The 11,555-nt window shown below is 46.8% G+C and carries 12 protein-coding genes and 1 riboswitch; of the genes, 3 read left to right on the top strand and 9 right to left on the bottom strand.

Features of this window, described 5'->3' with window-relative positions:
• Positions 1–15 precede the first annotated feature (15 nt).
• The 8 genes from GXP65_RS20860 to thiD all read right to left on the bottom strand — a co-directional run bounded on the left by GXP65_RS20860 (position 16) and on the right by thiD (position 6,552).
• Positions 16–741, bottom strand: a complete 726-nt coding sequence (locus GXP65_RS20860; RefSeq protein WP_162093627.1) for a phosphatase PAP2 family protein — start codon at positions 739–741, stop codon at positions 16–18.
• Positions 742–929: 188 nt separating this feature from the next.
• A complete protein-coding gene (thiE, locus tag GXP65_RS20855; RefSeq protein WP_081233107.1) occupies positions 930–1,544 on the bottom strand; it encodes a thiamine phosphate synthase in 615 nt (204 codons plus the stop codon).
• A 57-nt stretch (positions 1,545–1,601) separates the two neighbouring features.
• Entirely contained in the window at positions 1,602–2,393 is a 792-nt protein-coding gene (thiM, locus tag GXP65_RS20850) for a hydroxyethylthiazole kinase (protein ID WP_162093626.1), read from the bottom strand.
• Between the two features lie 12 nt (positions 2,394–2,405).
• Complete coding sequence (gene tenA / locus GXP65_RS20845) at positions 2,406–3,074, bottom strand: thiaminase II (RefSeq protein WP_020195160.1); 669 nt, start codon at positions 3,072–3,074, stop codon at positions 2,406–2,408.
• Positions 3,075–3,128: 54 nt separating this feature from the next.
• Entirely contained in the window at positions 3,129–4,079 is a 951-nt protein-coding gene (locus GXP65_RS20840; protein WP_143685190.1) for an ABC transporter substrate-binding protein, read from the bottom strand.
• A 47-nt stretch (positions 4,080–4,126) separates the two neighbouring features.
• Positions 4,127–4,927, bottom strand: a complete 801-nt coding sequence (locus GXP65_RS20835) for an ABC transporter permease (protein WP_162093625.1) — start codon at positions 4,925–4,927, stop codon at positions 4,127–4,129.
• Positions 4,920–5,675 (bottom strand): ABC transporter ATP-binding protein, encoded by a 756-nt coding sequence (locus tag GXP65_RS20830; RefSeq protein ID WP_162093624.1) that lies wholly within the window; start codon positions 5,673–5,675, stop codon positions 4,920–4,922. Before GXP65_RS20830 ends, GXP65_RS20835 begins: the two co-directional genes overlap by 8 nt.
• Positions 5,665–6,552, bottom strand: a complete 888-nt coding sequence (gene thiD / locus GXP65_RS20825; RefSeq protein WP_162093623.1) for a bifunctional hydroxymethylpyrimidine kinase/phosphomethylpyrimidine kinase — start codon at positions 6,550–6,552, stop codon at positions 5,665–5,667. The genes GXP65_RS20830 and thiD overlap by 11 nt, the downstream gene beginning before the upstream one ends.
• A 108-nt stretch (positions 6,553–6,660) precedes the next feature.
• Positions 6,661–6,771, bottom strand: a riboswitch (TPP riboswitch).
• Between the two features lie 356 nt (positions 6,772–7,127).
• On the opposite strand from thiD, the gene GXP65_RS20820 reads away from it, so the two are divergent.
• Together GXP65_RS20820 and GXP65_RS20815 are read left to right on the top strand one after the other, a co-directional pair.
• Entirely contained in the window at positions 7,128–8,513 is a 1,386-nt protein-coding gene (locus tag GXP65_RS20820) for a TldD/PmbA family protein (RefSeq protein WP_005534803.1), read from the top strand.
• A complete protein-coding gene (locus tag GXP65_RS20815; protein WP_162093622.1) occupies positions 8,513–9,856 on the top strand; it encodes a TldD/PmbA family protein in 1,344 nt (447 codons plus the stop codon). Before GXP65_RS20820 ends, GXP65_RS20815 begins: the two co-directional genes overlap by 1 nt.
• Positions 9,857–9,934: 78 nt before the next feature.
• On the opposite strand, the gene trmY is transcribed toward GXP65_RS20815, so the two are convergent.
• Positions 9,935–10,534 carry a tRNA (pseudouridine(54)-N(1))-methyltransferase TrmY gene (gene trmY, locus GXP65_RS20810; protein WP_038890998.1) on the bottom strand — a complete coding sequence of 200 codons (600 nt, stop codon included), beginning with the start codon at positions 10,532–10,534 and terminating at the stop codon, positions 9,935–9,937.
• 158 nt (positions 10,535–10,692) lie between these two features.
• Between trmY and GXP65_RS20805 the strand changes: the two genes are divergently transcribed.
• The gene (locus tag GXP65_RS20805) at positions 10,693–11,217 is read left to right on the top strand and encodes a DUF3087 domain-containing protein (RefSeq protein WP_045370963.1); all 525 of its coding nucleotides are present in this window, start codon (positions 10,693–10,695) and stop codon (positions 11,215–11,217) included.
• The last annotated feature ends 338 nt before the right edge of the window (positions 11,218–11,555 follow it).

Here is an 11,555-nt window from a genome sequence, read left to right as displayed (position 1 = left end):
TATTTTTTAAGACTTTTACTTGGTTGCTAAGGCAACGAAAGGCGCTTTTTTTGTGATTTGAAATGTAGGCAGTAAGGTAAATACCACAGCGACAAACACCACTGAACCAATCAAGTCCTCAATCCGGTGCATGCCGAGCCACAAGCGACTGTACGCCACGCCCATTGCCCACACCCATAAGGTAGCGGCAGAGAAATAGCACTTGTTTTGCAAAAATAACCCACCAAAGAAGGCTAAACAGATAGAAACGAAAATCGTATGACCAGATGGGAAAGAGTAATCTTTTTCACCTTGCCAGTGGCGAGTACGCCATTCGCTGACTTTCTCAGAAATTTGCCCAATAACATTCGCTTGCTGAGCGGTTTCTAGTTGATAAAACGCTTCTGGATGCTCAATCAATTGCTCTGCGGCAAGCAATTCGGTGTAGGGACGCGGGCTTTCTGTCATCAGCTTTAAGCCTGTTTTGCTGGCAAAACCAATCACCAGTAACAATCCCAGCATGGAGAGTTTTTGCATCCAGTCAGACTGGCTTGGCTTGAAGCGGTAAAGTGATAACACCAACAGCGTTAGAGTGATCAAAAAGCCTTTACTGCCCGCAGAATCGGTTAGCAGAGTAAAGAGAATGCCTGTGCCGTCAGAAACGTGAGAAGTAAGATCGTGATACGAGGCAAACAGCGAAAGTGGGATGATGCCAAGAATGAACAAGGCGAGCATCATCAAACCGTATTTTTTAGTTTTCATGAAAAGTCATACAGCAGTCGAAAATAGGCGGCTATCTTACGACAATCGATGTGAAAAACTTATCAACGCTCTGTCAATTCGGTCTTGAAAGTGACATTGCAGGTCTTCGTTGTGAAAGGAGGGACTGTTGAAAGTTTTGAGAAGTGAACGCGCTCATCCATAAGCGCTTTGTTCTGGAGTGAGTGAGGTTAGCTCATTAACCCCAATAGATACTCCGATGCTGCTTTGGGATCTTCCGCGTGGCAAATTGCAGAAACCAAAGCCAAGCCATGAACACCAGTTGCGCTCAGTTGAGGAATGTTACTTTCGTTGATGCCGCCAATAGCAACAATCGGCAGTGAAGTCGTCTCTAACGCCATCTTCAAACCATCAATACCCCAGTGTTTTTTTGTGTTGGTTTTGGTTGGCGTCGCGAATATCGCGCTCAAACCGATGTAATCAATCGGCAGAGAGTCGGCTTCTGCAAGCTGCTCTTCATTTTCGATAGATAAACCGAGAATTTTGTTTGGGCCAATCAACTCACGAGCAATGATTGCTGGCATGTCTGATTGCCCAAGGTGGACCCCATCAGCATCGACAGCCAGTGCGACATCTACGCGGTCATTGACGATCAAAGGCACATCGGTATCTTTAAGGATGTCTTTGACAGCTTGAGCACGTTCGATAAACGCACGCACATCACCGTGTTTTTCGCGGACTTGTACCATGGTTACGCCACCTTCCACGGCTTTTCTCACAACACGCTTTAGTGTGGCTAAATCTTGTTGGTCATCGGTGACCAAATATAAACGATAGGCGTTCATTTTGTTTCCTTTGGGCCTCTCATCTAGATGAGAGGCTGGTATTTGACAGAGAAAAGCTTAGTTCACTTGCAGTTTTAGGCGTTTGGCCAGCGTTTCTTCATCCAACTGGTAAAGCTCATCCAACAGGTTCATTTGCAGGCTACCTGGGCCGCGAGCTTGTTCCGCTGCAATCTCGCCAACAACGCCGAGTACCGCCGCTGCAGCAAGGCCGGTATCATCACCAACAGCAGCGAAAGCGCCTGTTAGTGCCGTGAGTGTACAGCCCATTCCGGTTACGTATGGCATCATCTCGTGACCATTGTTTAGCTGCACAGTTTGCTCTTTCGTGACGATGTAATCAGTCTCGCCAGAAATCACAACGCTCGCGCCATACTCTGAGACTAAGAAGTTCGCTGCGCCAAGTGCTGCGTCGCTGCTGTCTAACGCATCGACGCCTTTGCTTTGTGCTTGCTCGCCAGCGAGTGCAATGATTTCTGAGGCGTTACCACGAATGATGAGTTTGTCTGCAAGGCGTGCGATCTCACGTGATGTCTCTGTACGTAGTGAGCTTGCTCCGCAACCGACAGGGTCGAGTACAACGATTTTACCATTGGCATTGGCTTGTTCTACGGCATAGCTCATACGCGGTGTCCAAACGCTGTCTAGGGTTCCAATGTTGATAACCAATGCGCCAGCGAACGACATCATCTCTGCCATTTCCTGCTTGGAGTGCGCCATGATTGGAGAAGCGCCGATGGCCAATAGGGCGTTTGCCGTGTTGTTCATCACCACGTAGTTAGTGATGTTGACGACTAATGGCTTTTGCTGGCGCACTGCGGTTAATGCTTGGGTGATTTGTTCAATTAACATGAGACTCTCCGATTAATCTTGCTGAGCGTTCAGACCTTGTTGCCAGAATGCCACTTCCATACGTGTTGCGGTTTTGAATACCTGAATCAGGTTTTGACCACGCTGGCTATTGATGTCGATTTCCGCCAATAACTGGTTAAAGTGTTCTGCACCTTTTGCGACACCAGATTGGAACTCTTCACCACCGTAGAGATTGATCCAACTTGCGTATGGATTGCCTTCGATTACTGTCTTTTCATCTTCAATCAGCATCTTACCGATAACGGCATAACCGATAGAGCATGGCGCTAGTGCCGCGTATAGATCAACAAGATCGCCCGTCATGCCAGCATCCAATACGTAGCGGGTGTAAGCCACAGTGCCGAAATCTTCTGGCTCGTTTTCTAGATCGGATTCCGTAAGTCCCCATTGCTCACAGTAAGTCACGTGGTGGGCGATTTCAGAATCTAGCAATGCATGTACGCTTGGTAGGGCACGGCGCATGTCATCCAAAGTACGTGCTTTGTAGATCGCTAATGCGTAAGCTCGTGCGTACTGTTTTAGGAAAAGAAAATCCTGCTTTAGGTAATGCAGAAAACAAGGCTGAGCAAGAGTGCCTTGCGCCAATTGCTGCACGAAAGCATGCTCAGTGTATTCTTGCCAATCTTGGCGGCAAGCGTCGATCAAATCTTGGTATTTCATTATGGGTATCTCGTTATCAAAAGACCCTAGGCTTAGATCCTAAGGTCAGTAGAATTAGTCAAAGCTCGGTACGTAATCTTTCGCTTTTGGCAGTGTTTCGATGATTTTTTGTGAATACATGAATTCGGCATAATCATCGTAGCGTTTCAGATCTACTGCAGATGGACGAAGAGCGAAACGAGTTAGCGTGTCATTCCAAGCGCGCTGGTTAAGCTCGTTGTTGAGGGTGTCTGGTGAATAAGCCACGAACTCTTTCCACGACTCTTTTGGATGGTTAACGATGTAAGTGGTTGCTTGCTCCAGTGCTTTGTTGAATGCCTTGATGGCTTCTTTGTCGTAGGTTTTTGCATTGGCTACGAAGACTAACTCGTCATACGCTGGCACGCCGTGTTCTTCAGGGAAGAAGGCTTTAGCTTTATAACCTTCTAGTGCCAGTTGGTTGGTTTCGAAGTTACGTAGACCGCCCCAAATCGCATCCACCTTGCCAGACGCAAGAGACGAAGATAGCGCCCAACCTACGTTGATGATTTGTACGTCAGAAAACTTCACGTTCTCTTGAGCTAACATAGTGCCGATTGTTGCTTCTTCGTTGCCTGCGATCGCAATACCGATCTTCTTGCCTTTCAAGTCGCCAAGGTTTTCATTCTTACCGTTATCCAACACCATCAGAGTGTTGAGTGGCGTAGCAATCAAAGTCGCAGAGCGGATTAGTGGCAAACCAGCTGCGACATCGATAGTTAGGCTCGGTTGGTATGAAATCGCCATGTCGACCTTGCCAGCAGCGACCAACTTAGGTGGTGTACTTGGATCTGCAGGCTCTTGAATGTTGACCTTCAAACCTTGCTCTTTGAAGTAACCACGTTCTTTGGCAATAACGATAGGACCATGGTTTGGATTGACGAACCAATCCAACATCAGTGTCATCTCTTTTTCAACTGCAAGCACGTTGGTTGATACCACAGAAGCGAGTAGAGCAGCAGCGCTCATAAGTTTGTTTTTATTCACGGGGTTCTTCCTTTTCTTTCCCAATTTTCTTTGGTTATTTTCTGTAATTACTTGCTTTCCCAAGGGATGGCTTTTTTCAATAATTTATCGGTGATGAAATAGAGTGAGATAGACAGCACGGCGAGGATAAACAGCGCTGCAAACATCTCATCAATGATCATTCGAGCGTTGGCTTGGAGCATCAGATAACCCAAGCCTTCACTTGAACCTACCCACTCACCGACCACTGCTCCAATTGGCGCAATAACGACGGCAACACGAATACCTGAAGCTAAAGTTGGTAGGGCGGCTGGCAATTGAATATGACGAAGTAACTGCCATTTAGACGCGCCCATAGTCTTGGCAAGGTCGAGGTAACCTGTTGGTGTATTGCGTAAGCCGTCATAGCAACATGTCGTGACGGGGAAAAAGATGATGATCGCCGCCATGACGACTTTCGATGCAATGCCGTAACCCAGCCAAAGCATGAGCACTGGCGCGATGGCGAACACAGGGATCGCTTGGCTAGCAATCAGAATTGGCAGTAACCAACGCCTCAGCGGCTCGAACATCAGCATTTGCAATGCGAACAGCAAACCCATCGATAATCCAAGCGCCAAGCCAAGTAAAATCTCTTGCGCGGTAACCCAAGTATGTTTGAGCAAGACATCGTAACGAGTGACCAATCTATCCAGTACTTCAATTGGTGAAGGTAAGATGAAGCTTGGCATGTCGAATACCACAACAACCAACTGCCACAATCCCAAGATCACCGCAGTGCTTATGATCAAGCGCAGAGCCGGATGGGTCACGCGTTCTTTTTTATTAATACGTGCCGAAACGGAGTTGTACTGAGTCATATCACTCATAGTCTTTCTCCAATTGATCCAAAATCGCTTGTTGAAGCGCGGCGCACTCTCCATCGAGAACTCGTGGTGGCTTGGAATCCGGAACAACCAAGTGCTGAGCTTGAGCAGGCGTGCCTTGCAATACATAGAGTTGGTGAGCTAATCGCACCGCTTCTTGTGGGTCGTGGGTAATCAGAACAACCGTCTTATCTTTCAATAATTCGGCAGACAAGGTTTGCAACTTATGGCGAGTAACCGCGTCCAGTGCAGAGAAAGGCTCATCCATCAGAACCAGAGGTTTGTCTTGCATCAGAGTACGAGCAAGGGCAACACGCTGTCTCATGCCGCCAGAGAGCTGAGCTGGCTTAGCATCCGCGTAATCGGCGAGTCCCACTTGGCTTAGTAAAGTCAGTGCTCGTTGTTTATTTTGCTCTGGTGATTGGTCTTGAGAAAATCGAGAACTTAGGCAGACGTTGTCTAACACATTTAACCACGGCAACAACAAGTCTTGTTGTGCCATGTAGGCGATACGTTCGTGCAGAGCGATGCCATCCGTGGTGGTTAATTCACCATGCCATTCGACTTTGTCGTCTAACAAACCCGCTAGATAACGAAGGATCGTCGTTTTTCCGCAACCACTACGACCAAGTAACACAGTCCATTGATTGGCAGGGATGGTCATACTCAACCCTGATAATGTTGGTGTTTGGCTGTCTTTGTATTGCAGACTTGCTTCGGTAAGCTGAATGCCGAGTGCATTAGCGCACATCTTTACTTTTCCCAAAATTAGGACCTGCAAAAAAGTGGTTCACAGGGCCGTGACCTTTACCGACATCCAATTCGTCTGCGTGCGCGATAGCTTGGCTAATGTACTGCTTACCAAGGTGCACTGCTTTGTGCAGGTTGTTGCCTTGGCCAAGGTAAGACGCGATAGCAGAAGACAGCGTGCAGCCAGTGCCATGGGTGTTTTTGGTTGGAAAGCGTTTAGCGCTGATTAACTCGGCGCTGTCTTGCATGATCAGCAGATCGTTGCTGTTTTCGTCTTTTTCTAAGTGGCCGCCTTTTAACAGCACCGCTTTTGCACCGAGCGCGCGTAAATCAGCAATCATATCGTTCATTTCAGATTCTGACTGAGGGACTGGCTTACCCGTCAAGGCTGCGCCTTCTGGTAGGTTAGGGGTAATGATGTCTGCGAGCGGAATCAATTCTTCTTTTAAAGTGCTGATTGCCGATTGTTCCAGTAATAGATCACCGCTGGTGGCCACCATTACAGGGTCAATCACGAGGTGTTTTGGTTGGTATTGTTTAATTTTGTTGGCAACGACTTTGATGATGTTGGAGTCGGCCAGCATGCCTACTTTGACTGCAACGATGTTGAGGTCGGTAAATACCGCATCAAGTTGGCTCTCTACATGGTCGAGAGGAATGGGGAAAATCGCAGAAACGCCTTGGGTATTTTGCGAGGTGATAGCGGTAATCACCGAACAGGCAAAGCTGCCAGTCGCGGACATCGCTTTAATATCTGCTTGAATGCCTGCGCCGCCGCCGCTGTCAGAACCTGCAATCGTCAACACAATCGGTGTGTCTATTGAAGTTGTAGCGTGTGGTTGGGGTAATTGTTTTTCTTGGCTTGACTGCTGCGCCATGGTCGCTCCTATTACAGACGTATAGGAACTGACTTGGCCATCGCAAGGGAAGATCGGTGATCGGATCCATTGAGGCTAGCTGCGACAATAAAACTCAAGCAGGCTAGTGGCAAAGTGATGATAGTTCCCTACGTCAGTGCTAACTGAATCAGGTTCAACGGGTCTCGAATTTCGATCTCAGCCGATGCATAAACTGCAAGGGCCCCCCGACTATTTCGTCATGATAATAGCAGTTCACTCAGTTACGGTGCACGTGTTTTTTCCGACCAAGACAGAGCAATCGGTTAAATATGAGACTTGAGAGCAGTAATGAGAGAACCGAATTTAGTGTAAATAACGTGCTGCATTGAAAATGGCAGTTCAAGACACTATCTAGTAATCAGATATCGACATAATACGTAACGAATCGTTCTTTGATTTAGCAAGGATTAGCACAAAACAAGGTTAAAAAAGTGTTAACATTTAACGCGTTGCCAATATGTCTTTGGGTCATTCAATTTATGACATGACTTTAATAAACAGGGTCTAACTCAAAGATGGGGAAGGCTAGGACGATCAACGAGCAAGGAGATTTCATGCTTAATTCTGTAACAGCGAAAGCGGTGATCGATCATGCCCTCTTTTTAGGGGCTGATTTCGCTGAGCTATTCGTTGAACACCATCAAACTAACACTGTCCAGATCGCATCTGGTGAGGTGGACAAGGTTAACTCGGGTATCGATTTTGGTATCGGTATTCGTCTCTTCTTCGGTCATAAAGTGCTTTACGGTTACACCAACAGCACAGATGAAGCCGAACTAAAACGCGTAACTTCACTGCTTGCAGCAAAAGACAAGCGTGAGCAAATCGCCTCAGCAGGTTCTCTCAACCTGAACCGCTACCCAATTCAACATGGTTGTCGTATGCCACTTGGCAAAGACGCGAACCTTGATTCTAAAATCGCTTTCCTATTGCAAGTAGACCAAGCCGCACGCGCAGAGAGTGAACATATCAGCCAGTTCATTGGCAGCGTGCTTCAGCGCGAACAACAAGTGTCTATCTTCAACTCTGAAGGTCTACACGTTGACGATACTCGTCACTACATCCGAGTTGCTGGTAATACTGTCGCGCAAAAAGGTAATGAGCAGTCTTCTGGTATGGAAGGTCCAGGCGCTCTTGCTGGTTGGGAGTTCAGTGAACAACTTGATGCGAAAGAGCTAGGTCAAACTATCGCGCAGCAAGCGTTAGTAAAACTTGGTGCGGATGCGTGCCCATCGGGTGAAATGCCGGTGGTAATTGGCAATGGTTTTGGCGGCGTAATCTTCCACGAAGCTTGTGGCCACTTACTAGAAACTACTTCGGTTGCGAAGAAAGCGTCCGTATTCCACGACAAGATGGGCGAAATGATTGCTCACACCGCAGTGAATGCTGTCGATGATGGCACCATGACCAACGAATGGGGCTCGATTCACGTTGATGACGAAGGCATGAAGACTCAGCGCACTCAATTGATCAAAGACGGTAAGCTAACCAGCTTTATGGTCGATAAAATGGGTGGCATGAAGACAGGTTACGAACCTACGGGTTCTGGTCGTCGTCAAAACTACAAATTCGCACCAACCTCACGCATGCGTAACACCTTTATCGAAGAAGGCGAGCATTCACTCGATGACATGCTGGCAGGTATTGAACGCGGCATCTATGCGAAGAAGATGGGCGGCGGCTCGGTTCAACCGGGAACGGGCGAGTTCAACTTTGCCGTTCGTGAAGCTTACCTCATTGAAAATGGCAAAATCACCAAGCCTCTGAAAACAGCAACGCTGATCAGCACGGGTCCAAAAGTGCTGAAAGAAATTAGTATGGTCGGCAAAGACATGGCGCTAGCGCCGGGCATGTGTGGTTCCGTGAGTGGTTCAGTACCAACAACAGTCGGTCAGCCAACGCTGAAAGTCGATAACATTCTGGTAGGAGGCGGTAACTAATGAGCCAAGAAAAACAACTTCTTAATGCGGTTGATTACGTCCTATCAGAAGCAAAGCGTCAAGGCGCAGAAGCGGACGTCATTGTAAACCGCAACAGCAGCTTTTCTCTAAAAGCGAACCAAGGGCAGTTGGATGAGTACAAAGTAAGCTCAAGCCAAGTTCTGGGTGTTCGTGTTGTGAAAGATGCGCGTGTCGCAACGAGCTACTCTGAATCGTTAGAACAACCGAGCTTAGATTTGATGCTGACTAATGCACTGCAAAGCGCTCGTTTTTCCAAGCAAGACGAACACCAGACCATTAGTTGCGTGAACAGCCAAATTACGACTGACGTAGCTGAGATTGCTCAAGAAGACATAACTTCGGTTGATGAAAAGATTGAAATGTCTCTCGCTCTTGAGCAAGGCGTAGTCGCTCTACCTCACGCTTCTAGCGCACCTTACAATGGTTATAGTGATGGCGAAACGCAATTAATCATCGCCAATACACAAGGCTCATTGTGCCAACACTTCGAACGCTCGTTTACTTGTTACGCGTACACCTTGTTTGAAAAAGACGGTAAACAGTCGATGGCAGGGCAAATGTCACTTGGTCGTCGTTTTGATGAGTTGAACCCCACTTACTGTATCGAAGGTGGCTACAACCTTGCTCGCGATCTTCTTGACGGCGCTCCGGTTGCGACGGGTAACTACCCAGCAATCTTCCATATCAATGCGCTAGCAAGTTTGTTCGGTGCTTTTGGCAGTGCTTTCTCTGGCGTAAGTGCGATGAAAGGCATTACACCATTGGGTGACAAGCTTGGCCAACGTATTGCGAGTGATTTGATTACCTTTACCGACGCGGCTTACATGCCAAATGGTATGGCAATTTCGGGCTTTGATAGTGAGGGTTTTGCTACTCAAGACAACGTCATGATTGCTAATGGTGAATTGAAAACTTTGCTACACAACAGCCAGACGGCGAGTTACTTGGGCGCAGCATCTACCGCAAGTGCTGCTCGCGGTGCAAAATCGAGCCTAGACGTATCAGCGAATCACAAAGTGATTGCGACAGGTCACAGCAGTGCGTCAGAAGTAAAAGCGGGTGAGTACCTAGAGTTAGTCGAACTCCAAGGTGTCCATTCTGGTGCGGATGCAGTGAGTGGTGATTTCTCATTTGGTGCGAGTGGCTTCTTGTGCCGTGATGGTGAGCGCATTCAACCAGTACGTGGTATTACGGTTGCGGGTAACTTCTACAAGATGCTGCAAGAAGTTGAGGCAGTAGGTGATACTCAGCTTATTAGCGATAGTCGCACCTTCTTTGCTCCAGACGTACGCTTTGCCCGTTTGAGCATTGGTGGTAAATAACCCCAGCATTCCTATAGAAACAAAAAAGAGGACTCAATGGAGTCCTCTTTCTTTTATAGAGTGATTAACTCGCGAGAATTAAAACTCGCGGATGTCCAACTCATTGTGGATCAATACCACACACTGAGAAGCGAAAAGCATCTTAGGACCTAAGCTGATCTTCTCTGTGCCAAGGCGCTTCAAGCTGTTATAAGACTTCTTCGGCATCGGAATATGGTCAGTTAGCAAGAAACATGGGTTTCCACCGATTTCAGCATCACGAACAAATTCGCCTTTTTTATCCAACATATATAGTTGGTGATCTTCTGCCAGTTCTTGCACTAGGCGTTCAAAGCTGACGGTACGAACGGTGATACCAGGTTCGACCTCACGAAGCTGCTCTTTACCCATACCAACCGAAGCGTCTAAAGCGCGAGCCACTGCAGCAATCAAGGTTGACTCATGGAAGCCGCCAATGTTAGTGATGTCGTTGGAGCGAATGGTAATGGTACGTGAGAAATCTTTTGTGCTTTCTAAAACCAAGTGCACAACCACATCTTCGCGGTGCGATTGAGCAACGAACATAGTGTTCATCATGGTATGAGCAAGAATTTCTGTATGCGCTTCATTACCAACACCTTCTAACAGTGCTTTGCTGGTGGTTGGTGCCGCGCGAGCTCGTAAAACAAAAGAGCGCATGAATTTAGCCTCTATATAGGAAGAGTGAATGCGCGGAAGTATATACCCAAGCAGGGAATGGATGCGAGTTTAATAGCAAATGTGAACTTGCTTACAAAGCTTCGATTGTCGTACGGAGTGTGCTGGTTAGAATAGAGGCAACCTGTTAGGAGCGGTATATGGAAATCAAAAAAATAAACAAACAAGTCTATAGAAAGAAGGTCAACCTAGTGATTGGTGGCTTTGTTGCCTTGCTTGCTATCTCTTCTCTTGCTTTTAGTACGCTATTGATCGTTTTGTTCGGTAATACAGATGTAGTACCTGAACAGTCGACGGGGAATTTTCACTGGAACTTAATTGGTGTTGTGCTCGCCTTGGCCACTTCACTGTCTTTGTTGAACCAATTCAAAACACGCCCTTATATGGAAGAAGTGTTGTATGTCTGGAAACTCAAGCAGCTTCACAACAAGATCTTTCGCAAACTTAAAAGCATTAAAGCCGCTTCAGCTGAGCACGATGTAAAAGCGCTGACGATACTTAAGTTCTACTATACGACTCAAAGTCAGGTGTTTGAGTTAGATAACAACACATTGACGATGAGCAGTGTAAATAAAGAATTAGAGGCAATTGAACAAATAGAAGCGGCGCAATCACTGGATCTGGATATCACGCGCTTTGAAGAGTCTTGGATAGACACATATTGATTGCCTATTTGCTACTTGAAGTTAACAACTAAGTGCTAAAAATAAGCGTTTGAGTGAGATTTCATCACTCGACGCTTTTTTTTAAGTTTTTTTCTAAAAAAGGGTTGCCAAGAAAAATCATCTCCCTATAATGCGCCTCCGTTGTCAGGGCAAAGCGGAAACGCAAAAGCGGTTGGCAATGAGGCGAAAGAAAAGCTTCTAAAAATTAATTTAAAAAAGTGTTTGACACTAAGAATTAATTCCTTAGAATACGCCTCCGCTTCGATAGCAAAGCTTACGAAGCAAGCTCTTTAACAATATAGACCTATCAATCTGTGTGGGCACTCGTTGATGATAAT

The organism is Vibrio sp. LB10LO1, assembly GCF_010092875.1.
Lineage (GTDB): Bacteria > Pseudomonadota > Gammaproteobacteria > Enterobacterales > Vibrionaceae > Vibrio > Vibrio campbellii.
The sequence above is the reverse complement of the archived record's forward strand: the minus strand, read 5'-3'. Positions and strand labels throughout refer to the sequence as shown.

What these genes read in the sequence shown, in the direction of transcription:
- thiE (WP_081233107.1), bottom strand. Translation starts at nt 1,544, where the DNA reads ATGAACGCCTATCGTTTATATTTGGTCACCGATGACCAACAAGATTTA.
- GXP65_RS20815 (WP_162093622.1), top strand. Translation starts at nt 8,513, where the DNA reads ATGAGCCAAGAAAAACAACTTCTTAATGCGGTTGATTACGTCCTATCA.
- GXP65_RS20835 (WP_162093625.1), bottom strand. Translation starts at nt 4,927, where the DNA reads ATGAGTGATATGACTCAGTACAACTCCGTTTCGGCACGTATTAATAAA.
- GXP65_RS20820 (WP_005534803.1), top strand. Translation starts at nt 7,128, where the DNA reads ATGCTTAATTCTGTAACAGCGAAAGCGGTGATCGATCATGCCCTCTTT.
- tenA (WP_020195160.1), bottom strand. Translation starts at nt 3,074, where the DNA reads ATGAAATACCAAGATTTGATCGACGCTTGCCGCCAAGATTGGCAAGAA.
- GXP65_RS20830 (WP_162093624.1), bottom strand. Translation starts at nt 5,675, where the DNA reads ATGTGCGCTAATGCACTCGGCATTCAGCTTACCGAAGCAAGTCTGCAA.
- GXP65_RS20860 (WP_162093627.1), bottom strand. Translation starts at nt 741, where the DNA reads ATGAAAACTAAAAAATACGGTTTGATGATGCTCGCCTTGTTCATTCTT.
- thiM (WP_162093626.1), bottom strand. Translation starts at nt 2,393, where the DNA reads ATGTTAATTGAACAAATCACCCAAGCATTAACCGCAGTGCGCCAGCAA.
- trmY (WP_038890998.1), bottom strand. Translation starts at nt 10,534, where the DNA reads ATGCGCTCTTTTGTTTTACGAGCTCGCGCGGCACCAACCACCAGCAAA.
- thiD (WP_162093623.1), bottom strand. Translation starts at nt 6,552, where the DNA reads ATGGCGCAGCAGTCAAGCCAAGAAAAACAATTACCCCAACCACACGCT.
- GXP65_RS20805 (WP_045370963.1), top strand. Translation starts at nt 10,693, where the DNA reads ATGGAAATCAAAAAAATAAACAAACAAGTCTATAGAAAGAAGGTCAAC.